The organism is Pseudomonas sp. 05N431, from assembly GCF_056397005.1.
Window position 1 is genome coordinate 225,973 of record NZ_JBFTMN010000006.1, and the last position, 24,820, is coordinate 250,792.

Sequence of the window (24,820 nt, forward strand, 5' to 3'; positions counted from 1 at the left end):
TCAGGCCGCGCCTATTACTCGAACCAATGGGCTCGGGCGGCCATGATCAACTTGCCGGCACGATCATCGTCAATGCCGTCGATGTCGAGCAGGTCGTCAATAGACTGCTCGGCCAGGTCTTCGCGGGTAATTACGCCGCGCACCGCCAGTTCCATCGCCAAATCCTTGTCCATACCCTCAAGCGAGAGCAGGTCTTCGGCCGGATGGGCGTCTGCCAGCTTTTCCTCAGTAGCGATGGCTTTAGTCAACAAACGATCCTTGGCCCGAGCGCGAAGCTCGTTGACGGTGTCTTCGTCAAAGCCATCGATGTTGAGCATTTCTTCCAACGGTACGTAGGCAATCTCTTCCAGGCTGGTAAAGCCCTCATCAACCAGCACCTGTGCCAGATCTTCGTCGACTTCCAGCTCGTCGATGAAGTTGCGCAGGATGTCGCCGGTTTCTGCTTGCTGTTTAGCCTGGATGTCCGATTCGGTCATCACGTTCAGGGTCCAGCCAGTCAACTGGCTAGCCAGACGCACGTTCTGACCACCGCGACCGATGGCCTGAGCCAGATTGTCTGCGCCAACGGCGATGTCCATTGCATGGGCATCTTCGTCAACGATAATTGCCGCAACCTCAGCCGGGGACATGGCGTTGATCACGAACTGCGCCGGGTTGTCGTCCCACAGGACGATATCCACACGCTCACCGCCCAATTCGCCCGACACTGCCTGGACGCGCGAACCGCGCATACCAATGCAAGCACCTTGCGGGTCGATGCGTTTGTCTTTGGAGCGGACCGCGATCTTGGCGCGCGAACCCGGGTCACGGGACGCAGCCATTACTTCGATCAGGCCTTCAGCGATTTCCGGCACTTCGATGCGGAACAACTCGATCAGCATTTCTGGCGCGGTACGCGACAGAATCAGCTGCGGGCCGCGGTTCTCGGTGCGGATTTCCTTGAGCAGTGCACGCAGGCGCACACCTACCCGGAAAGTTTCGCGAGAAATGATGTCTTCACGAGCCAGCAGCGCTTCAGCGTTGTTACCCAGGTCAACGATCACGTTGTCGCGGGTTACTTTCTTCACGGTGCCGGAGATGATTTCTCCCAGGCGCTCGCGGTAGGCATCAACGACTTGAGCACGCTCGGCTTCGCGGACTTTCTGCACGATAACTTGCTTGGCAGTCTGCGCAGCGATACGGCCGAACTCGATGGACTCGATTTTTTCTTCGACAACATCACCGACCTTCGCGCCGGGATGCGTTTCCTGGACCTTACTCGGCCAGGTTTCAACAGCCGGATCATCCAGGTCTGCTTCTTCGACTACCGTCCAGCGACGGAAAGTTTCATAAGCACCGGTGTGGCGATTGATTTCCACACGCAGATCAACTTCGTCTTCAAAACGCTTTTTGGTAGCAGTGGCCAGAGCCAGCTCCAGCGCTTCAAAAATTACGTTTGCCGGTACGCCCTTTTCATTGGATACCGACTCAACAACCAGCAGTACTTCTTTGCTCATCGTACGCCTCGCCTTTCGCAAGCCATTGGATCCGCGGGATCCGCGTCTCAGTCAAAACTGGGAATAATGTTGGCCTTGTCGATCATATCGATCGGCAACAGGAATTCATGGTCTTCAACCTGCACCACGATGTCCTGCTCTTCTACACCGCGCAGAAGGCCCTGAAAGTTGCGTCGACCTTCGAAAGGCGAGCGCAGCTTGATCTTCACTTGGTCACCGGCAAACTTTGCAAACTGTTCAAGCGTGAACAGCGGGCGTTCCATGCCAGGCGAGGAAACTTCAAGGGTGTATTCAACGGAGATCGGATCTTCAACATCCAGTACACCGCTGATCTGACGGCTGACGATGGCACAATCGTCCACCAGCACACCGCCTTCTTTATCGATATAAACGCGCAACAGTGAGTGGCGACCTTGAGCCGAAAACTCAATACCCCAGCATTCATAGCCAAGGGCCACGACCACCGGGGCCAACAAGGCCTGCAACTGTTCTAGCTTGCTCGACACCTGAACCCCCTCGTGCATGTAAATGCATGCTATGCAAAATAAAAAAATGGGCGAAACGCCCATCCCTGAAACGCCGTTGAACAGCGGCGTTATAAAGTGTCCAGCTAACAAAAAGCCCCTGAAAAGGGGCTCCTGAAACTGGTTGCGGGGGCCGGATTTGAACCGACGACCTTCGGGTTATGAGCCCGACGAGCTACCAGACTGCTCCACCCCGCGACAAAGCTGGGGCGGAAGTATACGACCGATCCCTAACAGGGTCAATGTAACCTTCCACCTACAAGAAAGCCCGCAACAGCGGGCTCTCCTGATAATTGGTACCGAGAAGGGGACTCGAACCCCTACACCCTATGGGCACAACCACCTCAAGGTTGCGTGTCTACCAATTCCACCACCTCGGCAATACTACGTTTGAAACCCTTCTTACTTTTGCTCTTGAGCTGGAGGTACGTCAGTCGCATTGGTTGCCGACTTTTGCTCTTGAAGCACCGGGACATCATCAGAAGCCGGTTTTTGCTTTGGAACTTCCAACACTGCTGGATTTGGTAAACCTACTTGAGTCAGCTGGTGAGCTTTCTCTTTAGCAAAGTAACCTAACCCTAAGCTGGTTATGAAGAAACCTGCGGCAAGTATAGCAGTAAACTTACTAAGAAAGGTAGAGGAACCTTGGCTTCCGAACACAGTATTTGAAGCACCTGCTCCGAAAGACGCGCCAGCATCCGCACCTTTACCCTGCTGCAGCAATACGAGAGCAACTACGCCCAGTGCACCCAGCAGATGAAAAACGACTACGACTGTTTCCAGCATTTTTTCAGTTTCCCGCGGCGCGACAAATCGCACCGAACTCATCTGCATTCAGGGAAGCTCCACCAATGAGCCCCCCATCGATATCCGGCATGCCGAACAGTTCGACCGCATTGGCCGCCTTCACGCTGCCGCCGTATAGAAGCCGCACACCTTGTGCGACTTCAGAATTCTCTGCCGCCAACTGCTCACGAATGGCTGCATGCACATCCTGCGCTTGTTGCGGCGAAGCAGTCAGCCCGGTGCCAATGGCCCAGACCGGCTCGTAAGCGATTACCGCTTTTGCAAATACACCAACACCCAGCTCATCGATGATGCTGCCCAGCTGACGCCCGACAACCTCAAGCGTTTTTCCGGCTTCACGCTGTTCAAGGGTCTCCCCTATGCACAACACCGGAATCAAGCCACATGCCTGTGCCGCTGCAAACTTGCGAATCAGCGTCTCGTCACACTCGCCGATGATCTGGCGACGTTCGGAGTGCCCAATGAGCACCAGGGAACAACCTGCATCCACCAACTGACTCGGTGCAATCTCACCGGTCAATGCACCTTGCATGGCTTCCACCGCAGAGTTCTGCGCGCCGACCGAAATCGACGTGCCTTCCAGGCCATCAATCACTTGATTGATATACAAGCAAGGCGGGAATACCGCGACCTCAACATCGCTCGGCAAGGCCAGATGACGAAGGCCGTTAATCAGCTCAGCGACGCTGGCGCGGGTACCGTGCATCTTCCAGTTACCAGCTACCATAGGGCGACGCATGCTGTACCTCGTCGGTCAAAGTGGGCGCAGATGTTACCCAACCACATCATTGCTGGCAAGCCGAAATCAGGCAGAAACTTCACCAACCAGTTTTGCCAGCTCTTCGGCGTAACCACGAACCAGAGTTTCGTCCTCGCCTTCGACCATGACACGCACCAGCGGCTCGGTGCCAGACTTGCGCAACAACACGCGACCACGCCCTGCCATAGCCTGGGTGACGCGCTCGGCGGTTTCTTTGACAGCGGCATGTTCGACCGGGTTTGCACCACCACCGAAACGCACATTGATCAAGACCTGAGGGCATTTGCGTAGCGCCTGGCGCGATTGCGCAAGACCTTCTGAACGACGCTTCAGCGCCATCAACACCTGCAACGCAGCGATAATCGCGTCACCTGTGGTGGTATGGCTGAAGCACACGACGTGACCGGAGTTTTCACCACCCACCAACCAGTTACGCTCAAGCAGCTCGGCGATTACATAGCGATCACCGACGTTGGCCCGCACAAAAGGAATCCCCAGGTCCGCCAGGGCCAATTCCAGCCCCAGGTTACTCATCAAGGTTCCAACAACGCCACCCTGCAACTTGTTACGCTCATGCAGATCGCGCGCAATGATGAACAGCAACTCATCACCATCGACGATCGCGCCAGTGTGATCAACCATCAACACCCGATCACCATCACCATCGAAAGCAATACCCAGGTCGGCCTGCTCGGCCACTACAGCCGCCTGCAATTGCCCCATATGGGTCGAACCGCAATTGTGATTGATGTTCAGGCCGTCAGGCTGTGCAGAAAGCACCGTCACCTGCGCGCCCAACTCACGAAAAACACTCGGCGCCACTTTGTAGGTAGCACCGTGAGCGCAGTCGATCACGACTTTCAGACCGGCGAAATTGGTACCCGTTGGAACACTGCTTTTGCAGAACTCGATGTAACGGCCAGAGGCATCATTGATTCGCGAGACTTTACCGATCTTGCTCGACTCAACGACGGTCATCGGCATATCGAGCAACTCTTCGATCATCAGCTCAACATCGTCCGGCAGTTTCGTGCCCTGGCCGGAGAAGAACTTGATGCCGTTATCGTCATGAGGGTTGTGCGAAGCACTGATCACAATGCCAGCTTCAGCATGGAAGGTACGCGTCAAATAGGCGATAGCCGGGGTAGGCATCGGCCCCAACAACATGACGTCAGCTCCGGCAGAGGTAAGCCCGGCCTCAAGTGCCGACTCGAACATATAACCAGAGATTCGAGTGTCCTTGCCGACCAGAACCTTGCAAGCACCCTTGCTGCGAAAGGCCATGCCCGCAGCCCAACCAAGCTTGAGCATGAATTCAGGGGTAATCGGATATTCGCCGACCCGACCACGAATGCCGTCGGTGCCAAAATATTTCTTAGTCATAAGCGCTCCATCATTCTTATTCGGCTGATTCAACTGCTGTGATCATCCGTACCACATCTACCGTTTCGGCCACGTCATGCACGCGCAAGATGCGCGCACCCTTGACGACAGCCAACGCCGCGAGAGCCAGGCCGCCATGCAGCCGCTCTCCCACCGGGCGATTCAATGCCTGCCCGATCATGCTCTTTCGCGAAACCCCGACCAACAGGGGCCGCCCCAAGGCATGCAGGGCTTCCATATGCTTGAACAGACTCAAATTGTGCTGCAAATTTTTCGCAAACCCGAAACCCGGATCAAGAATGATCCGTTCGGCCGGAATACCGACCGCAGCACATGACGCCATACGCTCGGAAAGAAACTCACCGACTTCGCTCGTCACGTCATCATAATGTGGATTGTCCTGCATATCTCCCGGCTCACCGAGCATATGCATCAGGCACACCGGCAATCCGGTAGCTGCCGCCGCATCCAGCGCGCCGTCTCGACGCAACGAACGTACGTCGTTGATCAGACCTGCTCCCAGGCGTGCAGTTTCACGCATGACTGCAGGTGTCGAGGTATCGACCGAGATAATCACGTCCAGTTCGCGATGAATACGCTCGACGATCGGCGCCACGCGCTCTAGCTCCTCAAGCGGCGAGACCGCCCGAGCGCCAGGTCGGGTCGACTCCCCCCCTACATCAATGAGGGTCGCACCGGCAGCCACCATCGCCTCAGCGTGTCGCAAAGCAGCATCAAGCTGGCTGAAGCGTCCACCATCGGAGAAGGAATCAGGAGTGACATTGAGAATGCCCATGACATGCGCATGGGCCAAATCAAGAACCCGGTTGCCGCAAGGCAACCGGGTTGAGGACTGTACAAGAGTCATTTCAAACCTTAGACGTCGGCGGCCGGGCCACCGATAGGAGTTTCCGGACGCTCTTCCTGTACGACAGGAGGAGGAGTACCGGTTCCACCCGACCAGTCACGAGGCTCACGCGGTGTGCGACCAGCCATGATGTCGTCGATCTGATCGGCATCGATGGTTTCGTACTTCATCAGCGCATCGGCCATGGCATCAAGCTTGTCGCGGTTATCCGTCAGGATCTGCTTGGCCGTGCCGTAGCACTGGTCAATGATGCTGCGCACTTCAGAGTCAATCAGCTTGGCAGTCTCGCCCGAGAAGCTGGCGTGTTGACCACCACCGCCACGACCGAGGAACACTTCGCCCTCTTCTTCGGCATACATCAAAGGACCGAGTTTTTCCGACAAGCCCCACTTAGTGACCATGTTTCGTGCTATCTGGCTGGCACGCATGATGTCGTTCGATGCACCCGTGGTCACGCCATCAAAGCCCAAGGTCATCTCTTCAGCAATACGGCCGCCATACAGCGAGCAGATCTGGCTGATCAACGCACGTTTGGACAGACTGTAGCGATCCTCTTCCGGCAGGAACATCGTCACACCCAACGCTCGGCCGCGCGGGATGATCGAGACCTTGTAGACCGGATCGTGCTCGGGAACCACACGACCAACGATCGCGTGACCCGCTTCGTGATAAGCGGTGTTCTGTTTCTCTTTCTCGGACATGACCATGGATTTGCGCTCAGCACCCATCATGATCTTGTCTTTCGCCAGTTCGAACTCTTTCATCTCGACAATACGCTTGCCGGTACGAGCAGCGAACAGCGAAGCCTCGTTCACCAGGTTGGCCAGGTCGGCACCGGAAAAACCAGGCGTACCACGTGCGATAACCGCTGGAGCAACGTCATCACCCATCGGCACTTTGCGCATATGGACCTTCAGGATTTGCTCACGACCACGAATATCCGGCAGCCCCACGACAACCTGACGGTCAAAACGGCCCGGACGCAACAGCGCAGGGTCAAGCACGTCAGGACGGTTGGTTGCGGCGATGACGATAATGCCGTCATTCATTTCGAAACCATCCATCTCTACCAGCAACTGGTTGAGAGTCTGTTCACGCTCGTCGTGACCACCGCCCATGCCTGCACCACGATGGCGACCGACAGCGTCGATTTCATCGATGAAGATAATGCACGGAGCGTGTTTTTTCGCCTGCTCGAACATATCGCGAACACGGCTGGCACCCACACCAACGAACATTTCGACGAAGTCGGAACCGGAGATGGTGAAAAACGGTACTTTGGCTTCACCGGCAATAGCTTTGGCTAACAGGGTTTTACCGGTACCCGGAGGCCCCACCATCAGCACACCGCGAGGAATACGACCACCCAGGCGCTGGAACTTGCCCGGATCACGCAGGAACTCGACCAGTTCGCCCACTTCTTCCTTGGCTTCGTCGCAACCGGCAACGTCAGCCAGGGTGGTTTTCACCTGATCTTCGGAAAGCAGGCGCGCCTTGCTCTTGCCGAAGCTCATCGGCCCGCCCTTGCCACCGGCACCGCCCTGCATCTGCCGCATGAAGAACATGAAGACGGCGATGATCACCAGGATCGGGAAGCTTGCGACCAGGAGCTGAGTCCAGATGCTTTGCTGTTCAGGCTGCTTGCCTTCAACGACTACGTGGTTATCCACCAGGTCGCCGATCAGACCGTTGTCCTGAATCGCCGGACGAATGGTCTTGAAGCTGTCGCCATCATTGCGCTTGCCAGTAATGACATAACCGTCCACGGCTACGCGCTCGACCTTGCCATCCTTGACCTGCTGGATGAAGTCGGAATAGTTGAGGGTCTGTGGCTCGTTAGGGCTGGAGAAGTTGTTCATCACCGTCACCAGGACAGCCGCGATGATCAACCACAGGATCAGATTCTTTGCCATATCGTTCAATTAACTACCCTCTGAAGCAAGCTCCGCTACTGGCGCGCGCTTCGCATGATATTCACCGGCCTAACTTACTACATTACCTACGGCTCTGGCAGGCGCCGTCTGTAACCCTTTGTGAAACACTTTCTACACGATATTCGCTAATGCACGCGGGGCGAAATATGAAAAACCTATCACCCCGCCAAAAAACCTCGTTTTACTCACTACGCCCGCGGTAACCCCAAGCCAGCATGTATTGCTCGCGGGAACTGTCACGGGAAGAGTCTGGCTTGATCATCTGGATCTTGTCGAATTTCCGACGAGCATCCTTCAGGTAAACATCAAACCCTTCGCCCTGAAAAATCTTGATCACAAAATTACCACCCGGCTTGAGTATCCGTTCCGCCAAATCTAGCGCCAGCTCGCAAAGAAACATGGCTTTTGGCATGTCCACTTCAGGCGTACCACTCATATTGGGGGCCATATCGGAAATCACAAGGTCCACCTGCGAATTACCCACAGCTTCAAGGATCCGCGTGAGCACTTCGTCCTCGGTGAAGTCCCCCTGAATGAAAGTCACGTCCGGAATGCTGTCCATTTCCAGAATGTCCGAGGCGATCAGACGCCCCTGACCACCAATCAGACGGCTAGTCACCTGCGACCACCCCCCGGGCGCCGCACCCAGGTCGACAACGCTCATGCCGGGACGGATCAGCTTGTATTTCTCCTGGACCTCCAGAAGCTTGTAACTCGCACGCGAGCGGTAGCCATCCTTCTGCGCCTGCTTCACATAGGGATCGTTGACATGTCTTTTCAGCCAACCAAGGCTTGTCTTGGAACGCGCCATTGGGCACCTCGATGATAAGGGTCGTGATTAATTGGGCGGATCCACGAGCCCTCGGGTAAAATGGCCGCCATTTTACAGAATCCAGACGAAAGGGTCAGATTATGCCGCTCACTCAAGAGCAGAAGAAACAGTACAAGTCCATTGGCCACCATCTGAAACCAGTTTTGACTGTGGCTGACAACGGTTTGACTGAAGGTGTTTTAGCCGAACTGGAACGCGCATTGGGCGATCACGAGCTGATCAAGATCAAGCTCAGCATCCTCGATCGCGAATCGCGCCTGGCAGCCATTGCAGAACTGTGCAAGGCCGGCAAAGCGGATCTGGTGCAAGTCATCGGCAAGATGGCGCTGATTTACCGCAAGAACTTCAGCGTCAACAAGCAGCTGTCGAACGTCCATCGCTTCAAGTGATGATACGGGTCAAGGGTGTGCTTCGCGCACCCTGCCACCCCATCCCGGCACCGGCTGCAAAACCAGCAGCAACCCGGAAAAACCCAGCACAAGATAGCTGAACAACAACCAGTGCTGCGCCTGCGGCCAGTCGATTCGCACGACGAAGTACATCGCACTCGCGTACAGCGCTATCAACAGCAGTTGCCCGCGAATATCGCGCCATAGACTGACAAGGCCCTTGGCCTGAACCAGCACCAAAACCTGAAAAACCACGCACGCCGCTGAAAACCCGACCAGCAGCGCACTCAGCATGCTTGAAATTTCTTCGACCAACAGCGGCGCCAGGCCAATACGGCCCAGCACCGGCAGCAGACCGATGTGCAACAACCACAGGCCGCCAACCCATAACATCTGAGTCAGTTGCCAAAGCATGGCGCCCGCACGACGCAGGCGCTTGCCTTCAGATATGGCGGACTTCGACAATCTCGTACTCGATAACGCCGCTAGGCGTTTTGACCGCCACCACATCACCCTCTTCCTTGGCAATCAAGGCGCGAGCAAGTGGTGAACTGACGGAGATCTTGCCGAGTTTGAAGTCAGCCTCATCCTCGCCCACGATGTGGTAAGTGACACTTTCATCCGTTTCGACGTTGGCGATTTCAACGGTGGTACCGAAAATCACTTTACCGGTGTGAGGAATGCTCGTGACATCGATGATTACCGCATTCTGCATGCGGCCTTCGATGTCACGGATCCGCGCCTCGACCATACCCTGCTGCTCGCGAGCAGCGTGGTATTCGGCGTTTTCCTTCAAGTCACCCAACTCGCGGGCCGTACCGATGTCCTGGCTGAGCTTCGGACGGACGACCTTGGTCAGGTGAGCGTGTTCTTCTTCCAGGGCCTTCGCGCCCTGAACGGTCATTGGGTACTTGGTTATGCTCATGCCTTCAATCCTGCGTGTAGATCCTGCAAGCGGCGCACAGTCTTCTCGGGACCGAACTTCAGCGCTTCACAGATAGCTTCGCCAGCAGCAATGGTGGTAGTGCAGTAAATCTTGTGCTGCAAGGCATTACGACGAATGGAGTACGAATCAGCGATCGACTGACGACCTTCGGTGGTGTTGATGATCAGCGTGACTTCGTCATTCTTGATCATGTCGACCACGTGCGGACGACCCTCGGTCACCTTGTTCACACGGCGCACTTTCAGGCCTGCAGCCTCGATCAGCTTGGCAGTACCGGCAGTGGCGACCACTTCGAAGCCCAAGTTGATCAGATCACGGGCCACGCCTGCAACCAGTGGCTTGTCATCGTCACGCACGCTGATGAACGCAGTACCGCCGGTCGGGAGCACTTCGCTGGCGCCCATCTGGGCTTTGGCAAAGGCTTCGCCGAAGGTGTCGCCCACGCCCATCACTTCACCGGTGGACTTCATTTCCGGGCCGAGGATCGGGTCAACGCCAGGGAATTTGGCGAATGGGAACACCGCCTCTTTCACACTGTAGAAGTTAGGAATGATTTCTTTGGTGAAACCAATTTCCTTCAGGGTTTTACCGGCCATCACGCGAGCCGCGATCATTGCCAGGGAAACACCGATGCATTTGGAGACGAACGGTACGGTACGGGACGCGCGCGGGTTGACTTCGATGACGTAGATGTCTTCGCCTTGCAGCGCCAACTGAACGTTCATCAGGCCGACAACGCCCAGCTCCAGGGCCATTTTCTTGACCTGCTCACGCATCTCGTCCTGGATATGCAAAGGCAACGAGTACGGCGGCAGCGAGCACGCGGAGTCACCGGAGTGAACACCTGCCTGTTCGATGTGCTGCATGATCGCGCCGATCACCACGTCGGTGCCGTCGCAAACCGCATCCACGTCCATTTCGATGGCACAGTTGAGGAAGTGGTCCAGCAGCACAGGACTGTCGTTGGACACTTGAACTGCTTCACGCAGGTAGCGCTTGAGTTCTTCTTCTTCGTAGACGATTTCCATCGCACGACCGCCCAGTACGTAGGACGGACGCACCACCAGCGGGTAACCGATCTTCGCGGCAGCACGAATGGCTTCGTCTTCGCTGCGCACGGTGGCGTTTGGCGGCTGACGCAGGTTCAGGCGCTGGACCATCTGCTGGAAGCGCTCACGGTCTTCGGCGCGGTCGATTGCGTCAGGGCTGGTGCCGATGATCGGCACGCCAGCAGCTTCCAGGGCGCGAGCCAGTTTTAGCGGAGTCTGGCCGCCGTACTGGACGATCACGCCTTTTGGCTTCTCGACGCGGACAATTTCCAGCACGTCTTCCAGGGTCACCGGCTCGAAGTACAGGCGATCGGAGGTGTCGTAGTCGGTGGATACGGTTTCCGGGTTGCAGTTGACCATGATGGTCTCGTACCCGTCATCGCGCAGGGCCAGTGCCGCGTGTACGCAGCAGTAGTCGAACTCGATGCCTTGGCCGATACGGTTAGGACCGCCGCCCAGGATCATGATCTTGTCGCGACCCGATGGCGCGGCTTCGCACTCTTCTTCGTACGTCGAGTACAGGTAAGCAGTGTCGGTGGCGAACTCGGCGGCGCAAGTGTCGACGCGCTTGTAGACCGGGAACACTTCAAGCTTGTGGCGATGGGCACGCAGGCTCTTCTCGGTCACACCCAGCAACTTGGCCAGGCGCTGATCGGAGAAACCCTTGCGCTTGAGGCGGAACATCATGTCGCGGTCGATGCTGGTCAGACCCAGGGTCTTGACCTTCTCTTCGTCCTTGATCAGATCTTCCATCTGCACCAGGAACCAAGGATCGATCATGGTCATGCCGAAGATGTCTTCAACGCTCATGCCGGCGCGCATTGCGTCCGCCACGTACCAGATACGCTCGGCGCCCGGCACGGTCAGCTCGCGTTTGAGCACGCTCATGCTTTCCGGGTTGCTCAGGTCGAGCTTCTCGTCCAGACCGCACACACCGACTTCCAGACCGCGCAGGGCTTTCTGCAGGGATTCCTGGAAGGTCCGGCCGATAGCCATGACTTCGCCAACCGACTTCATTTGAGTGGTCAGGCGGGCGTCGGCTTTCGGGAATTTTTCGAAGGCGAAGCGTGGCAGCTTGGTCACGACGTAGTCGATGGACGGTTCGAAAGACGCTGGGGTTTTACCGCCAGTGATGTCGTTCGACAGCTCATCCAGGGTGTAACCCACAGCCAGTTTGGCCGCGACCTTGGCAATCGGGAAACCGGTAGCTTTCGAAGCCAGCGCCGAGGAACGGGACACTCGCGGGTTCATCTCGATGACCACCATGCGACCGGTGTTCGGGCAGATGCCGAACTGGACGTTGGAGCCGCCGGTTTCCACGCCGATCTCGCGCAGTACCGCCAGGGAGGCGTTACGCAGGATCTGGTATTCCTTGTCGGTCAGGGTCTGTGCCGGAGCCACGGTGATCGAGTCACCGGTGTGCACGCCCATCGGGTCAAAGTTTTCGATCGAGCAGACGATGATGCAGTTGTCCTTTTTATCGCGGACAACCTCCATTTCGTACTCTTTCCAGCCGATCAGCGATTCGTCGATCAGCAGCTCTTTGGTCGGCGACAAGTCCAGACCGCGGGCACAGATTTCTTCGAACTCTTCACGGTTGTAAGCGATACCGCCGCCGGTGCCGCCCATGGTGAAGGACGGACGGATGATGCACGGGAAGCCAAGCTTCTCGAGAACCGCGTTGGCCTCTTCCATGCTGTGGGCGATGCCGGAACGCGGGCAAGCCAGGCCGATGGATTTCATCGCCTTGTCGAAACGCGAGCGGTCTTCAGCCTTGTCGATGGTGTCAGCGTTGGCACCGATCATCTCTACGCCGAACTTCTCCAGAACGCCTTCGCGCTCCAGGTCCAGGGCACAGTTCAGAGCAGTCTGGCCGCCCATGGTCGGCAGCAGCGCGTCCGGACGCTCTTTCTCGATGATCTTGGCAACGGTCTGCCATTTGATCGGTTCGATGTAGGTGGCGTCGGCCATGGCCGGGTCGGTCATGATGGTGGCCGGGTTGGAGTTCACCAGGATGACGCGGTAACCCTCTTCGCGCAGGGCTTTGCAAGCCTGGGCGCCAGAGTAGTCGAATTCGCAAGCCTGGCCGATCACGATCGGGCCAGCGCCGAGAATCAGGATGCTTTTAATGTCTGTACGTTTTGGCATAGGTAGTCACTCAAATCCGCAGGTCCGACGGCAATCCCCGAGGAGAAGCCGTCTTGATCAATCTCTGAAGCCCTTCAGGGACCGCCGGGTTACCGGGGCCACCCTCAGGGGCTTCTCGCTACATGCTCAAGCCCGGCGATTAACGTCGCTTGGCCATCTCGTTGATGAAGCGATCGAACAGCGGCGCCACATCGTTCGGACCAGGGCTGGCTTCAGGGTGACCCTGGAAGCTGAACGCGCTCTTGTCGGTACGCTCGATGCCTTGCAGGGTGCCGTCGAACAGCGATTTGTGGATCGCGCGAACGTTGCCTGGCAGGGTCGCTTCGTCTACCGCAAAACCGTGGTTCTGACTGGTGATCATCACCACGCCGCTGTCCAGATCCTGGACCGGGTGGTTGGCACCGTGGTGGCCGTGGCCCATTTTCAGGGTCTTGGCGCCAGAGGCCAGGGCCAGCAGTTGGTGGCCGAGACAGATGCCGAACACCGGAATCTCGGTTTCCAGCACATCTTTAATGGCCTGGATCGCGTAGTCGCATGGCTCAGGATCACCAGGGCCGTTGGACAGGAACACACCGTCCGGCTTCAGAGCCAGAACGTCAGCAGCCGGTGTTTGAGCTGGCACCACGGTCACGCGGCAACCGCGCTCGACCAGCATGCGCAGGATGTTGACCTTGACGCCGTAGTCGTAGGCAACCACGTGGTACGGCAGCTCGGAGGCTTCGAGGGTCGCGTGGCTGTCGGTTTTCAGATCCCAGACAGTCGAGCGCCATTCGTACTGCTCTTTGGTGCTGACGACTTTCGCCAGATCCATGCCCTTCAGGCCCGGGAAGCCGCGCGCCGCTGCAATCGCAGCTTCGTCGGAAATGTTGTCACCAGCCATGATGCAGCCGTTCTGCGCGCCTTTTTCACGCAGGATGCGTGTCAGGCGGCGAGTGTCGATACCGGCGATTGCCACGACATTGTTGGCTTTCAGGTAATCGGACAGGGACATCGTGTTACGCCAGTTGCTCGCAACCAGTGGCAGATCACGAATGACCAGACCTGCAGACCAGACGCGGTTGGACTCGGCATCTTCCGGCGTGGTGCCGGTGTTGCCGATGTGCGGGTAAGTCAGGGTAACGATCTGTTGGGCGTAGGAAGGATCGGTAAGGATTTCCTGATAGCCGGTCATGGCGGTGTTAAACACCACCTCACCAACGGTTTGACCGTCGGCTCCAATGGCTTCGCCGCGAAAAATGCTGCCATCAGCAAGGGCGAGTATGGCTGGCTTAGTCAAGAAGACCTCCCGTAAATAAAGCCTGAAAGGGCGATCGCAGGTTGTAAAAAAGCGGAGTGACGTATGGACACGTCACCCCGCTTCTTCACTGAATTATTCTGCGCGCTTTTAGTGGACACACTAAAGCTGTAGCTTACAGAAAAAGGCTTTTTTGGTCTACCGCCAATGAGCCTAAAAGGCCGGGGAATGCGACAGGACGTCGCTTGGCGGGATAAATCGGGCTCAAACGCAGTGTTTGAACCCGATTTCAGGGGCATCTTAACGCAGGTCGAGCACGTCTTGCATGTCGTAAAGACCCGGCTCACGACCATCCAGCCACAACGCGGCACGCACCGCACCCTTGGCGAAGGTCATGCGACTGGACGCTTTATGGGTGATCTCCAGCCGCTCGCCCTCACAGGCGAACAACACCGTATGATCGCCAACCACATCACCACCGCGAACCGTGGCAAAACCGATGGTTTCGCGCTCGCGCACACCGGTGTGGCCTTCACGCCCATAGACCGCTACTTTTTGCAGATCACGATCCAGCGCACTGGCGATCACCTCTCCCATGCGCAAAGCCGTACCCGAAGGTGCATCGATCTTGTTTCGATGATGGGCTTCGATGATTTCAATATCAGCATCATCACCCAACACGCGAGCTGCCATATCGAGCAGCTTCAGCGACAGGTTCACGCCAACACTGAAATTGGCTGCGAAGACAATTGGAATGTCCTTGCCTGCCTCGGCCAGCAACTGCTTTTGCGCAGCATCCAGCCCCGTAGTGCCGATGACCATGGCCTTGCCCACCTTGCGGCAGAACGCCAGGTTATTCAGCATGACCTCTGGGAGCGTGAAGTCGATCAGCACATCGAACTCAGCCGCCACCATATCCAGGTTACCGGACAGCGGCACACCGATCCGCCCCAGCGAGGCCAGCTCACCGGCATCCACCCCGATCAGCGTGCTACCGGGGCGCACGATTGCCGCCGTCAGCCCGGTGAGTGGCGCGCGCTGCTGCACCGCTTCGATCAGGATCTTGCCCATGCGCCCGGCAGCGCCCATCACAGCTATACGTCGCATGCCCGACTCCTTACAGATCGCCGAAGAAGCGCTTCACGCCTTCGAACCAACCGGTGGTTTTCGGCGAATGGCTGTTGTCATCCGCCAAGGAACTGCGGAACTCTTCCAGCAATTCGCGCTGACGACGCCCCAGATTGACCGGAGTCTCGACCACCACACTGCACATCAGGTCGCCCGCACCACCGCCACGAACCGGTGCCACGCCCTTGCCACGCACCCGGAACTGCTTGCCGGTCTGTGTGCCTTCAGGAATCTTCAACCTGACTCGACCATCAAGGGTCGGAATCTCCAGCTCGCCGCCCAGTGCTGCATCAACGAAGCTGATCGGCACTTCGCAGAACAGATGCTTGCCGTCACGCTGGAAGATTGCGTGCTCGCGCACATTGATCACCACGTACAGGTCGCCAGTCGGCCCACCTTGAGTACCCGCCTCGCCTTCGCCAGACAGACGAATACGGTCGCCGGTATCAACGCCAGCCGGCACTTTCACCGAGAGGGTCTTGTACTCTTCGACACGGCCTTCGCCATTGCAGGAGTTGCACGGATCGGAAATGATCTTGCCCTGGCCATGGCAACGCGGGCAGGTTTGCTGCACCGAGAAGAAGCCTTGCTGCATGCGCACCTGACCGATACCACCACAGGTCGGGCACGTGACCGGCGCAGAACCTTTCTTGGCACCCGAACCGTCGCATGGCTTGCAGTTGACCAGTGTCGGAACACGGATATTCACGGTCGTACCGCGCACCGCTTCTTCCAGGTTCAGCTCCAGGGTGTAACGCAGATCGCTGCCGCGCTGAGCGCCGCCACGAGAACCGCCACGACCACCACCGAAGAAATCACTGAACACATCACCGAAGATGTCGGAGAAGTTCTGACCACCAAAGCCAGCACCGCCGCCACCCATGCTTGGGTCGACACCGGCATGACCGTACTGGTCGTATGCCGCGCGCTTGCTGGAATCGGACAGTACTTCGTAGGCCTCGTTGGCCTCTTTGAATTTCTCTTCCGACGCTTTGTCGTCAGGATTACGGTCCGGGTGGTGCTTCATCGCCAAGCGACGGTAGGCCTTTTTCAGGTCTGCTTCGCTCGTGCCACGCTCAACACCCAACACTTCGTAATAGTCACGCTTTGCCATAAGTCTTTGCACTCTTAAGGACGTTCGGCAAACCCCTCCTGAGCTTCGCCAAACTCGTTGAGCCCCAATACAGGCCCGGACCCAACTCACGTCAATTCAACGATCCTGGTCTTTGATTCGATGCGGTACCTGTGGATCGGAAAGCAGGAGCATCCCCGTCCGCACCGCCAACATCCGAACGCTGTCGCATGCTGTAAAAATTCGTCTACTCCAGACACGCCAACGCGGGAGCAAGCTCCCGCGCGGCGACATCCTACCAGTCACCGCACAAAGGCAGTCAACCGGCCGACCAACAACTTACTTGTGTTCTTTGACTTCTTCGAACTCAGCGTCGACGACGTCGTCAGCTTTCTCAGCTTTTTCAGCGTGCGGTGCCGCACCTTCAGCTGGCTGGGCTTGCTCGGCGTACATTTTTTGCGCCACTGGAGCGGAGACTTTCGATAGTTCTTCAACCTTGGCTTCGATGGCAGCCTTGTCGTCGCCTTTGACAGCGGCTTCCAGGGCAACCACAGCGGCTTCGATTGCAGTCTTCTCTTCAGCAGTCACTTTTTCGCCAGCGTCAGCGACCATTTTGCGCGTCGAGTGAACCAGTGCGTCGCCCTGGTTGCGGGCAGTCGCCAGCTCTTCGAACTTGCGATCTTCGTCGGCGTTGGTTTCAGCATCGCGAATCATCTGCTGAATTTCTTCCTCGGACAGACCGGAGTTGGCCTTGATCACGATCGACTGAGTCTTGCCGGTGGCCTTGTCTTTGGCGCCTACGTGCAGGATGCCGTTGGCGTCGATGTCGAAGGTCACTTCAATTTGTGGCACGCCACGTGGTGCTGGTGGAATCTCGGCCAGGTCGAACTTGCCCAGGGACTTGTTCTGGGCAGCTTGCTTACGCTCGCCTTGCAGCACGTGAATGGTCACTGCGCCCTGGTTGTCATCGGCAGTCGAGAACACTTGCGATTTCTTGGTAGGAATCGTGGTGTTTTTCTCGATCAGCGCAGTCATCACGCCGCCCATGGTTTCGATACCCAGAGTCAGCGGGCTGACGTCGAGCAGCAGAACGTCTTTCACGTCGCCGGCCAATACTGCGCCCTGGATAGCAGCACCCATGGCAACCGCTTCGTCCGGGTTCACGTCTTTACGGGCTTCTTTACCGAAGAACTCGGTAACAGCCTTCTGAACCAGAGGCATACGGGTCTGACCGCCGACCAGGATCACGTCGTTGATCGCGCCAACGTCGATACCCGAATCTTTCAGGGCAATGCGGCAAGGCTCGATGGTGCGTTGAACCAGGTCTTCAACCAGCGCTTCCAGCTTGGCGCGGGAGATTTTCACGTTCAAGTGCTTAGGACCGGTCGCATCTGCAGTGATGTACGGCAGGTTAACGTCGGTCTGCAGGCTCGAAGACAGTTCGATCTTGGCTTTTTCAGCGGCTTCTTTCAGGCGCTGCATGGCCAGCGGGTCACCTTTGAGGTTCATGCCGCTTTCTTTCTTGAATTCGTCAACGAGGTAGTCGATCAGACGAATGTCGAAGTCTTCACCGCCCAGGAAGGTGTCACCGTTGGTGGCCAACACTTCGAACTGGTGCTCGCCATCAACTTCGGCGATTTCGATAACGGAAACGTCGAAAGTACCGCCACCCAGGTCATAAACGATCACGGTGTGATCGCCCTTGGCCTTGTCCATACCGTAGGCCAGAGCGGCTGCGGTTGGTTCGTTGATGATACGTTTTACGTCCAGGCCAGCAATACGGCCGGCGTCTTTGGTTGCCTGACGCTGGCTGTCGTTGAAGTAGGCCGGAACGGTGATGACCGCTTCAGTCACGGTCTCGCCGAGGTAGTCTTCGGCGGTTTTCTTCATCTTCTTCAGGATTTCAGCCGAGATCTGTGGCGGCGACATTTTCTGGCCGTTCACTTCAACCCAAGCGTCGCCATTGTCAGCCTTGGCGATTTTGTAAGGCACCATCTTGATGTCTTTCTGCACGACTTCTTCGTCGAACTTACGGCCGATCAGACGCTTCACCGCATACAGGGTGTTGTGCGGATTGGTCACAGCCTGACGCTTGGCCGACTGCCCTACCAGGATCTCACCATCATTGGCATAAGCGATGATCGACGGCGTCGTGCGCGCGCCTTCAGCGTTTTCAATAACTTTGGCTACGCCGTTTTCCAGCACGGAGACGCAGGAGTTGGTAGTCCCCAGGTCGATACCGATAATTTTGCCCATGTTCACTCTCCTGAAACTTTGGATTTGGTTGCCGCAGCAGTGGTGGCTAACTGCGGTAGCACTTAAACGCTTGACTTCTAAATGGGGGCCTTACGGCGGATTTCAAGCCTGCTCGTCAATCGAAGGCGAAACCGGCGCCGGAGCTTTGCTGACCACGACCATGGCCGGGCGCAGCAGGCGACCGTTAAGCATGTAACCCTTCTGGAACACCTTCAGCACGCTGTTGGGTTCGACGTCGGCGCTTTCCTGCATAGCCATCGCCTGGTGATGCGCAGCATTGAACGGTTCGCCTTCAGGATCGATCGCTTCCAGCTGATAGCGTTTCAGGGTGTCCTGGAACATTTTCAGGGTCAGCTGGATGCCTTCACGCATCGGACGAATGCTTTCGTCGTCTGGACTGGACAGCTCAAGGCCACGCTCCAGGCTGTCGATGATCGGCAGCAGGTCGTTGGCGAATTTTTCCAGCGCGAATTTGTGAGCTTTTTCTACATCCTGCTCGGCGCGACGGCGGACGTTCTGCAGATCGGCAGCAACACGCAAAGACTGATCCTGCGCCCCAGCCAGTTGCTCTTCGAGCACTTGTACACGAGCCACCAGGTCTTCACCCGATGCTTCGGGAGCCTGATTGGCGTCTAGATTTTGCGTATCCAGCGTCTGTTCGTCAGCCATAGATTTCTCCTTTCAAAATCGTGCGCGAACTCGACTCGCGCTTCTGCCCCGGTATATGGGGTCGCAAATTCCAGGTTCAAGGGCTGCCGGAGCGTTGAACGCCATTACCCTTACAAAATGACTGATTTAATATTCCAGCGGTTTTAAAAAAATCCATTTGCCAAGCAAATCGAGCTAAACACGGGCATTGTCAGCCAGAAACAAAACACTGTATAAATAACCAGACCTAAAGCCTGGGAGCGGCCTCTATGCTGGTGCACCTGTCCGTACATAACTACGCCATCGTTGAACATCTCGATCTGGAACTCGATCGCGGGATGAGCGTGATCACAGGGGAAACCGGCGCCGGCAAGTCGATCATGCTCGACGCCCTGGGCCTGACCCTAGGCGATCGCGCCGACAGCGGCGTGGTTCGCCCAGGCGCCGAAAAGGCCGACATCCTGGCCACGTTCGACCTGGCCGACATCCCGGAAGCCAGTGCCTGGCTGGCCGAGCGCGACCTCGATACCGACGGCCCGTGCATACTGCGCAGGGTAATTACCGCCGAAGGTCGCTCACGCGGCTACATCAATGGCAGCCCCTGCCCGCTTGGCGACCTTAAAGCCCTTGGCGAACTGCTGATCGATATCCACAGCCAGCATGAACACCAATCGTTACTGAAAACCGACACGCACCGTCGGCTGCTCGACGAATACGCCGGCGCCACGGACCTCGCCCGCCAGGTACAACTGGCCGCCCAGCGCTGGCGCCAGACCCGCCAAGAGCTGGAGCGCCTCTCCAATTCCGGAGACGAGCAGCGTGCTCGCCACCAGTTGCTCAGCTACCAACTCGAAGAACTGGAAAACCTCGGCCTCGGCGAAAGCGAGCTCGAGCAACTGGAACAGGAACACAAAAACCTGACCAACGCCGAAACCTTGCTGGGCATTTGCCGACAAGTGGTCGAGCAGTGCAGCGAAAGCGATTCCGGCAATGTACTGAACGCCCTGACGGCCAGCCTCAATCGCCTGTCGAGCGTGAACAATTCGGTGGGCGCCCTGGGCGAAGCGACCAACCTGCTGACCAGCGCGCAGATTCAGGTTGAAGAAGCCGTTGGCGAACTGAACCGCTTTCTCGACCATTTCGATGCCGATCCGGCACGCCTCCAGCAACTCGAAGAACGCCTGGATTCGATCTACACCCTGGCGCGTAAACACCGGATCCAGCCCACCGAAGTCGCAGAGCTTCAGCAAAGGTTGCTGGACGAAATCGAAACACTGAATGCCAACGACGAATCCATCGAACGACTGAGCGAAGAACTGGGTGCATTCGCCCGGCATTACCAGGAAAAAGCCCGGGAGCTGAGCGATCTGCGTCATCAGGCTTCGACCAGCCTGGCCAATGCCGTCGAACAGGAAATTCAACGCCTGGGCATGCCCGGCGGCCGCTTCACCATTGAGCTACGCCCCAACACCAGCACTGAACTGCTGCCCAACGGCCTCGAACAGGTGGAACTGCTGGTCAGCGCCAACCCAGGGCAACCGCTCAAGGCGCTGGCCAAAGTCGCATCGGGGGGCGAGTTGTCGCGAATCAGCCTGGCCATCCAGGTGATCACAGCACAAACCTCGCGAGTACCAACACTGGTGTTCGACGAAGTGGACGTCGGGATTGGCGGCCCGACAGCGGAAATTGTCGGCCAGCTCTTGCGCCGCCTCGGAGAGCGCGGACAGGTGCTGACCGTCACGCACTTGCCGCAGGTAGCCTCCCAGGGCCATCAGCATCTATTTGTCCACAAGGTGCGCGGTGACGATGCCACGCACACCGCCGTGTCCAAGCTGAGTAAAAACGAGCGTATTGAAGAAGTGGCGCGAATGCTGGGAGGGATCGACCTGACCAAGGAGTCCCTGGCCCACGCAAAGAAAATGGTCGTGACGGCAAAAATCTAAAGTCACCAGACAGCACGAAGGCGACCCTTGGGTCGCCTTCGTTCGTATCGCGGACCAGAAATCCGCGCGACATGCTTACTTTTTCTTGCGTACGTACAGCACCAGGTTGTGATCCACCAACTCGAAGCCGTGCTTCTCGACGATTGCCTTCTGAAGCTTTTCGATTTCTTCCTCGAAGAACTCGATCACTTCACCGTTCTCCACGTTAACCATATGGTCGTGGTGACCGCCGTCAGCCAGTTCGAAGACCGCGTGACCGCCGTCGAAATTGTGACGTACCACCAGACCAGCCGCTTCGAATTGGGTCAGTACACGGTAAACCGTGGCCAGACCGACATCCTCGCCAGCTTCCATCAGCGCCTTGTAAACATCTTCGGCACTCATGTGACGTTGCTCGGCGGAATCGAGCATTTGCAGAATTTTGACCCGTGGCAGGGTCACTTTAAGGCCGGCTTTGCGTAGTTCGCTATTTTCAACCATGGTCAGCTTTCTCGCGATGCTGCTTCGCAGCTACTCTTAATGCGGGTATGATCGGCGTTTACGTTGTCCCAGCCAAGATAGTGGAAGTCGCCCACCGATGCAAAACACCAAGCTCTTGCTAACCAGTTTCACCTTTGTGGGACTGCTCGCACTCGCCGGTTGTTCATTCCCCGGGGTTTACAAAATCGACATCCAGCAGGGCAATGTCGTCACGCAGGACATGATAGACCAGTTACGCCCGGGAATGACCCGTCGGCAAGTACGGTTTATCATGGGCAACCCTCTGCTGACCGACACGTTCCATGCCGATCGCTGGGATTACTTGTATAGCCTGCAGCCAGGCGGCGGTGAACGCCAACAGGAACGCATCAGCGTTATCTTCAACCCTAACGACCAGCTTGTCAGCCTGTCGGGCGATTTCATGCCTGGCGTGAGCCGTGACGAAGCGATTCTCGGCAAGAACAGCGGCACCACCGTGACCGCCCCTGTTGAAAACGCCGAGAAGCCGAAGCCAGAGAAACCGGTAAAACCGGGCTCGCTGCTGGACCAGATCCAGAAGGACGTCGACAAAGTCGAAACCGTTCCGGTCCCGACGCCAGCACCATTGGACACTTCACCGCAATAAATTGCGACACAACAAAAAGCCCGGCATGCCGGGCTTTTTGTTGCCTGTCATTTGGGAAATCTACTGGTCCCGGGCCTTGGCCTTGGCCTGCGCCGCAGCCTTGGCCGCACGTAACCGACGAACCTCTTTTGGATCCGCCAGCAACGCTCGATAAATCTCGATGCGGTCACCCGCCTGAACCTGGCAGCTCTCGGGATCGGCAATCACCTTGCCGAATATCCCTACCGGACAGGTTGCCGGATCCAACTCGGGAAATTGCTCGGCGATGCCTGACTCAGCCAATGCCGCTCGCAGAGTAGTGCCCACGGGCACCGCCACCTTGAGCAACATCTGGCGATCGACGGCGGCATACACCACCTCGACGACTATCACCGACTCAACCATGCAACTGCTTGGCGCGCTGACAGAACGCGTCCACCAGCGTGTTCGCCGCCTGATTGAACAACGGCCCCAGGGTCGCCCGAACAATCGGCCCGGCATAATCGAACGACAAGTCCAGGCTGATCTTGCAGGCTTTCTCACCCAACGGCTTGAACACCCAGACACCATGCAACTGATTGAATGGGCCCTCTTCGAGATTCATCTCGATCGACTGCCCAGGCACCAGCGTGTTGCGCGTCACGAAATGCTGGCTTAACCCGCCCTTGGCCACACCTACGCTTGCACGCATGTGCACGGTAGAGCTTTCCAGAACTTCGGCCTCGGAACACCAGGGCAAAAATTCCGGATAGCGCGCCACGTCATTGACCAGGTCATACAGCGCTTGCGCCGGATACGGCAACAGAGCCGAACGTTGAATATGTGTCGTCATGTCAGCGTCACTTCCACAGCTGGGCGGCAAACACTACAAGAATGCCGATTGGCGCCACATAGCGCATCAAGAACAATGTCAGAGCAAACAATGCCGGGCTGCGCATCGACAGTTCGTCGCGCACCGCTTCACGGCCCATCACCCAACCTGCAAACACCACAAAACACAAACCACCGAGCGGCAACATGATCCGCGAGGTGAAGAAATCGATCACGCCAAAGAAATCCAGACCATTTTGCGCCCCCCACTGGTAGAGGTGAAACGCACCACCATCATTCACGAAAAACTTGGCCTGCTTCCAGATATTGAAGGAAAACACCGTTCCCAAGCCAACAAACCAGCAACTGAATGCCAGCCAGAACGTTACCCAGCCACGACGGATGTTGGTCCGCTCGACCAGGTAGGCCACCATCGGCTCCAGCAAGGAAATCGCCGAACTCCAGGCCGCAATTGCCACCAACACGAAAAACACCACACCCATCAACTGGCCGAATGCGACGTTACCAAAGGCAAATGGCAGACTGACAAACATCAATCCCGGCCCTTCGCTTGGGTTCAAACCTGCCGCAAACACAATCGGAAACAACGCCAGGCCGGCCAGCAGTGAAACAAAGGTATCCAGTAACGCAACGCCGACGATGGTCCCGGAGATCGATGAATGCTTAGGCATATAAGCACCGTAGATCATGATCGAACCTACACCGACGCTCAGGGAAAAAAACGCATGCCCCATGGCCGGCAGCAAGCCGTCCAGCAACTTGTCCGGGTTGAAGTCGAACATGAAATGCACGCCTTCCATGAAATGCCCGGTGGTCAGGCTGTAGCCCAACAGAATCACCAGCATCACGAACAGCAACGGCATCATGATCCGCAGGCTGCGCTCAAGACCCGCGACTACGCCTTTTGCGATAACGAATGCCGACAGCAACATGAAGAGGGTATGCCACAGCGTCAGACGCCAAGGGTCGGCGATCACCCCGCCAAAATAGGCGCCGACCTGATCGGCCGTCACGCCCTGGAAGTCACCGCGCCCCATATCAATGATGTAATCCAGCGACCAGCCGCCCACCACACTATAGAACGACAGGATCAGCAGCGCCGTGATCATCCCGGCAAACGCACCCCAGGACCATTTCGCCGAATGTCCGGCTTCAAGCGCCAGCACCTTCAAGGCGTTTGCCGGACTTTGCCGGGCACGACGACCGATCAGGGTTTCGGCCAGCATCACCGGCACGCCGATCAGCGCAATACACGCCAGAAACACCAACACAAACGCGCCGCCGCCATAGACGCCGACCATGTACGGAAACTTCCAGATACTACCCAGCCCCACGGCTGAACCGGTCGCAGCGAGTATGAAAACCCAACGGCTAGCCCAACTCCCGTGGACTGAAACCTTGTCTGACGACATCCTGAACACGCCCAACCGATCAAAAAAGAGGGCGCATTGTCCGGGATTCACTCAATGCGCTCAAGCACGCAGGTTC

Annotated in this window: 23 protein-coding genes and 2 tRNA genes; 3 read left to right on the forward strand and 22 right to left on the reverse strand. The window is 57.2% G+C overall.

The genetic code is table 11. The features are described 5' to 3' along the window. Positions 1 to 14: 14 nt before the first annotated feature. The 10 genes from nusA to rlmE form a co-directional block, all read right to left on the reverse strand. Positions 15 to 1,496: a transcription termination factor NusA gene (gene nusA, locus AC1DIG_RS13660; protein WP_019691793.1), complete on the reverse strand. Its 1,482-nt coding sequence runs from the start codon at positions 1,494 to 1,496 to the stop codon at positions 15 to 17. A gap of 47 nt (positions 1,497 to 1,543) precedes the next feature. Continuing rightward, positions 1,544 to 2,002 (reverse strand): ribosome maturation factor RimP, encoded by a 459-nt coding sequence (gene rimP / locus AC1DIG_RS13665; protein WP_477767788.1) that lies wholly within the window; start codon positions 2,000 to 2,002, stop codon positions 1,544 to 1,546. A gap of 139 nt (positions 2,003 to 2,141) precedes the next feature. Beyond that, a tRNA-Met gene (locus tag AC1DIG_RS13670) sits at positions 2,142 to 2,218 on the reverse strand. 96 nt (positions 2,219 to 2,314) lie between these two features. After that, positions 2,315 to 2,400: transfer RNA gene (locus AC1DIG_RS13675), tRNA-Leu, on the reverse strand. Between the two features lie 22 nt (positions 2,401 to 2,422). Then, a complete protein-coding gene (gene secG / locus AC1DIG_RS13680; protein ID WP_054594060.1) occupies positions 2,423 to 2,806 on the reverse strand; it encodes a preprotein translocase subunit SecG in 384 nt (127 codons plus the stop codon). Positions 2,807 to 2,810: 4 nt separating this feature from the next. Further along, positions 2,811 to 3,566: a triose-phosphate isomerase gene (gene tpiA, locus AC1DIG_RS13685; protein WP_477767725.1), complete on the reverse strand. Its 756-nt coding sequence runs from the start codon at positions 3,564 to 3,566 to the stop codon at positions 2,811 to 2,813. A gap of 66 nt (positions 3,567 to 3,632) precedes the next feature. Further along, entirely contained in the window at positions 3,633 to 4,970 is a 1,338-nt protein-coding gene (gene glmM / locus AC1DIG_RS13690; RefSeq protein WP_477767726.1) for a phosphoglucosamine mutase, read from the reverse strand. Between the two features lie 16 nt (positions 4,971 to 4,986). Next, a complete protein-coding gene (folP, locus tag AC1DIG_RS13695) occupies positions 4,987 to 5,838 on the reverse strand; it encodes a dihydropteroate synthase (protein WP_477767727.1) in 852 nt (283 codons plus the stop codon). Positions 5,839 to 5,846: 8 nt separating this feature from the next. Continuing rightward, positions 5,847 to 7,751, reverse strand: coding sequence for an ATP-dependent zinc metalloprotease FtsH (gene ftsH, locus AC1DIG_RS13700; RefSeq protein WP_477767728.1), 1,905 nt, complete (start codon positions 7,749 to 7,751; stop codon positions 5,847 to 5,849). Between the two features lie 202 nt (positions 7,752 to 7,953). Then, entirely contained in the window at positions 7,954 to 8,583 is a 630-nt protein-coding gene (gene rlmE, locus AC1DIG_RS13705) for a 23S rRNA (uridine(2552)-2'-O)-methyltransferase RlmE (protein ID WP_007933535.1), read from the reverse strand. A 101-nt stretch (positions 8,584 to 8,684) separates the two neighbouring features. Here rlmE and AC1DIG_RS13710 point away from each other — a divergent pair, with 101 nt between their 5' ends. After that, positions 8,685 to 8,993 (forward strand): YhbY family RNA-binding protein, encoded by a 309-nt coding sequence (locus tag AC1DIG_RS13710; RefSeq protein WP_019691785.1) that lies wholly within the window; start codon positions 8,685 to 8,687, stop codon positions 8,991 to 8,993. Positions 8,994 to 9,002: 9 nt separating this feature from the next. Here the strand turns inward: AC1DIG_RS13710 and AC1DIG_RS13715 are convergent, their stop codons facing one another. The 8 genes from AC1DIG_RS13715 to grpE all read right to left on the reverse strand — a co-directional run bounded on the left by AC1DIG_RS13715 (position 9,003) and on the right by grpE (position 19,495). Continuing rightward, complete coding sequence (locus AC1DIG_RS13715) at positions 9,003 to 9,407, reverse strand: hypothetical protein (protein ID WP_019691784.1); 405 nt, start codon at positions 9,405 to 9,407, stop codon at positions 9,003 to 9,005. A gap of 28 nt (positions 9,408 to 9,435) precedes the next feature. Further along, positions 9,436 to 9,912, reverse strand: a complete 477-nt coding sequence (gene greA / locus AC1DIG_RS13720; protein WP_071555727.1) for a transcription elongation factor GreA — start codon at positions 9,910 to 9,912, stop codon at positions 9,436 to 9,438. Positions 9,913 to 9,914: 2 nt separating this feature from the next. Continuing rightward, positions 9,915 to 13,136 carry a carbamoyl-phosphate synthase large subunit gene (carB, locus tag AC1DIG_RS13725; protein WP_477767729.1) on the reverse strand — a complete coding sequence of 1,074 codons (3,222 nt, stop codon included), beginning with the start codon at positions 13,134 to 13,136 and terminating at the stop codon, positions 9,915 to 9,917. A 139-nt stretch (positions 13,137 to 13,275) separates the two neighbouring features. Then, a complete protein-coding gene (gene carA, locus AC1DIG_RS13730) occupies positions 13,276 to 14,412 on the reverse strand; it encodes a glutamine-hydrolyzing carbamoyl-phosphate synthase small subunit (RefSeq protein ID WP_477767730.1) in 1,137 nt (378 codons plus the stop codon). Between the two features lie 258 nt (positions 14,413 to 14,670). Next, on the reverse strand, positions 14,671 to 15,477 hold the full coding sequence (gene dapB / locus AC1DIG_RS13735; RefSeq protein WP_477767731.1) for a 4-hydroxy-tetrahydrodipicolinate reductase: 807 nt from the start codon (positions 15,475 to 15,477) through the stop codon (positions 14,671 to 14,673). 10 nt (positions 15,478 to 15,487) lie between these two features. Beyond that, positions 15,488 to 16,612, reverse strand: coding sequence for a molecular chaperone DnaJ (dnaJ, locus tag AC1DIG_RS13740; RefSeq protein ID WP_477767732.1), 1,125 nt, complete (start codon positions 16,610 to 16,612; stop codon positions 15,488 to 15,490). Between the two features lie 297 nt (positions 16,613 to 16,909). Then, the gene (gene dnaK, locus AC1DIG_RS13745; protein WP_477767733.1) at positions 16,910 to 18,826 is read right to left on the reverse strand and encodes a molecular chaperone DnaK; all 1,917 of its coding nucleotides are present in this window, start codon (positions 18,824 to 18,826) and stop codon (positions 16,910 to 16,912) included. A gap of 102 nt (positions 18,827 to 18,928) precedes the next feature. After that, positions 18,929 to 19,495, reverse strand: coding sequence for a nucleotide exchange factor GrpE (gene grpE, locus AC1DIG_RS13750; protein WP_477767734.1), 567 nt, complete (start codon positions 19,493 to 19,495; stop codon positions 18,929 to 18,931). A gap of 248 nt (positions 19,496 to 19,743) precedes the next feature. Here grpE and recN point away from each other — a divergent pair, with 248 nt between their 5' ends. Beyond that, positions 19,744 to 21,417, forward strand: a complete 1,674-nt coding sequence (recN, locus tag AC1DIG_RS13755; RefSeq protein ID WP_401124749.1) for a DNA repair protein RecN — start codon at positions 19,744 to 19,746, stop codon at positions 21,415 to 21,417. A 75-nt stretch (positions 21,418 to 21,492) separates the two neighbouring features. Here recN and fur read toward each other — a convergent pair whose 3' ends face one another. Further along, positions 21,493 to 21,897 carry a ferric iron uptake transcriptional regulator gene (gene fur / locus AC1DIG_RS13760; RefSeq protein WP_019691775.1) on the reverse strand — a complete coding sequence of 135 codons (405 nt, stop codon included), beginning with the start codon at positions 21,895 to 21,897 and terminating at the stop codon, positions 21,493 to 21,495. A gap of 97 nt (positions 21,898 to 21,994) precedes the next feature. Here fur and AC1DIG_RS13765 point away from each other — a divergent pair, with 97 nt between their 5' ends. After that, entirely contained in the window at positions 21,995 to 22,522 is a 528-nt protein-coding gene (locus AC1DIG_RS13765; RefSeq protein ID WP_477767735.1) for an outer membrane protein assembly factor BamE, read from the forward strand. 60 nt (positions 22,523 to 22,582) lie between these two features. On the opposite strand, the gene AC1DIG_RS13770 is transcribed toward AC1DIG_RS13765, so the two are convergent. Genes AC1DIG_RS13770 through AC1DIG_RS13780 form a run of 3 tightly spaced genes read right to left on the reverse strand, consistent with a single transcriptional unit; the run spans position 22,583 to position 24,744 of the window. Beyond that, positions 22,583 to 22,906 carry an RnfH family protein gene (locus tag AC1DIG_RS13770; protein WP_477767736.1) on the reverse strand — a complete coding sequence of 108 codons (324 nt, stop codon included), beginning with the start codon at positions 22,904 to 22,906 and terminating at the stop codon, positions 22,583 to 22,585. Then, positions 22,899 to 23,333 (reverse strand): type II toxin-antitoxin system RatA family toxin, encoded by a 435-nt coding sequence (locus AC1DIG_RS13775; protein ID WP_477767737.1) that lies wholly within the window; start codon positions 23,331 to 23,333, stop codon positions 22,899 to 22,901. Before AC1DIG_RS13775 ends, AC1DIG_RS13770 begins: the two co-directional genes overlap by 8 nt. Positions 23,334 to 23,340: 7 nt before the next feature. Beyond that, positions 23,341 to 24,744 carry a sodium-dependent transporter gene (locus AC1DIG_RS13780; RefSeq protein ID WP_103318585.1) on the reverse strand — a complete coding sequence of 468 codons (1,404 nt, stop codon included), beginning with the start codon at positions 24,742 to 24,744 and terminating at the stop codon, positions 23,341 to 23,343. Positions 24,745 to 24,820: the final 76 nt, after the last annotated feature.

Excerpts from the sequence above, each read along its gene's own strand:
- dnaK (WP_477767733.1), bottom strand. The coding sequence starts at position 18,826 with ATGGGCAAAATTATCGGTATCGACCTGGGGACTACCAACTCCTGCGTC.
- rlmE (WP_007933535.1), bottom strand. The coding sequence starts at position 8,583 with ATGGCGCGTTCCAAGACAAGCCTTGGTTGGCTGAAAAGACATGTCAAC.
- dapB (WP_477767731.1), bottom strand. The coding sequence starts at position 15,477 with ATGCGACGTATAGCTGTGATGGGCGCTGCCGGGCGCATGGGCAAGATC.
- grpE (WP_477767734.1), bottom strand. The coding sequence starts at position 19,495 with ATGGCTGACGAACAGACGCTGGATACGCAAAATCTAGACGCCAATCAG.
- ftsH (WP_477767728.1), bottom strand. The coding sequence starts at position 7,751 with ATGGCAAAGAATCTGATCCTGTGGTTGATCATCGCGGCTGTCCTGGTG.
- dnaJ (WP_477767732.1), bottom strand. The coding sequence starts at position 16,612 with ATGGCAAAGCGTGACTATTACGAAGTGTTGGGTGTTGAGCGTGGCACG.
- AC1DIG_RS13780 (WP_103318585.1), bottom strand. The coding sequence starts at position 24,744 with ATGTCGTCAGACAAGGTTTCAGTCCACGGGAGTTGGGCTAGCCGTTGG.
- tpiA (WP_477767725.1), bottom strand. The coding sequence starts at position 3,566 with ATGCGTCGCCCTATGGTAGCTGGTAACTGGAAGATGCACGGTACCCGC.
- AC1DIG_RS13775 (WP_477767737.1), bottom strand. The coding sequence starts at position 23,333 with ATGACGACACATATTCAACGTTCGGCTCTGTTGCCGTATCCGGCGCAA.
- AC1DIG_RS13715 (WP_019691784.1), bottom strand. The coding sequence starts at position 9,407 with ATGCTTTGGCAACTGACTCAGATGTTATGGGTTGGCGGCCTGTGGTTG.
- secG (WP_054594060.1), bottom strand. The coding sequence starts at position 2,806 with ATGCTGGAAACAGTCGTAGTCGTTTTTCATCTGCTGGGTGCACTGGGC.
- glmM (WP_477767726.1), bottom strand. The coding sequence starts at position 4,970 with ATGACTAAGAAATATTTTGGCACCGACGGCATTCGTGGTCGGGTCGGC.
- nusA (WP_019691793.1), bottom strand. The coding sequence starts at position 1,496 with ATGAGCAAAGAAGTACTGCTGGTTGTTGAGTCGGTATCCAATGAAAAG.
- AC1DIG_RS13770 (WP_477767736.1), bottom strand. The coding sequence starts at position 22,906 with ATGGTTGAGTCGGTGATAGTCGTCGAGGTGGTGTATGCCGCCGTCGAT.
- folP (WP_477767727.1), bottom strand. The coding sequence starts at position 5,838 with ATGACTCTTGTACAGTCCTCAACCCGGTTGCCTTGCGGCAACCGGGTT.
- recN (WP_401124749.1), top strand. The coding sequence starts at position 19,744 with ATGCTGGTGCACCTGTCCGTACATAACTACGCCATCGTTGAACATCTC.
- AC1DIG_RS13765 (WP_477767735.1), top strand. The coding sequence starts at position 21,995 with ATGCAAAACACCAAGCTCTTGCTAACCAGTTTCACCTTTGTGGGACTG.
- fur (WP_019691775.1), bottom strand. The coding sequence starts at position 21,897 with ATGGTTGAAAATAGCGAACTACGCAAAGCCGGCCTTAAAGTGACCCTG.
- carB (WP_477767729.1), bottom strand. The coding sequence starts at position 13,136 with ATGCCAAAACGTACAGACATTAAAAGCATCCTGATTCTCGGCGCTGGC.
- AC1DIG_RS13710 (WP_019691785.1), top strand. The coding sequence starts at position 8,685 with ATGCCGCTCACTCAAGAGCAGAAGAAACAGTACAAGTCCATTGGCCAC.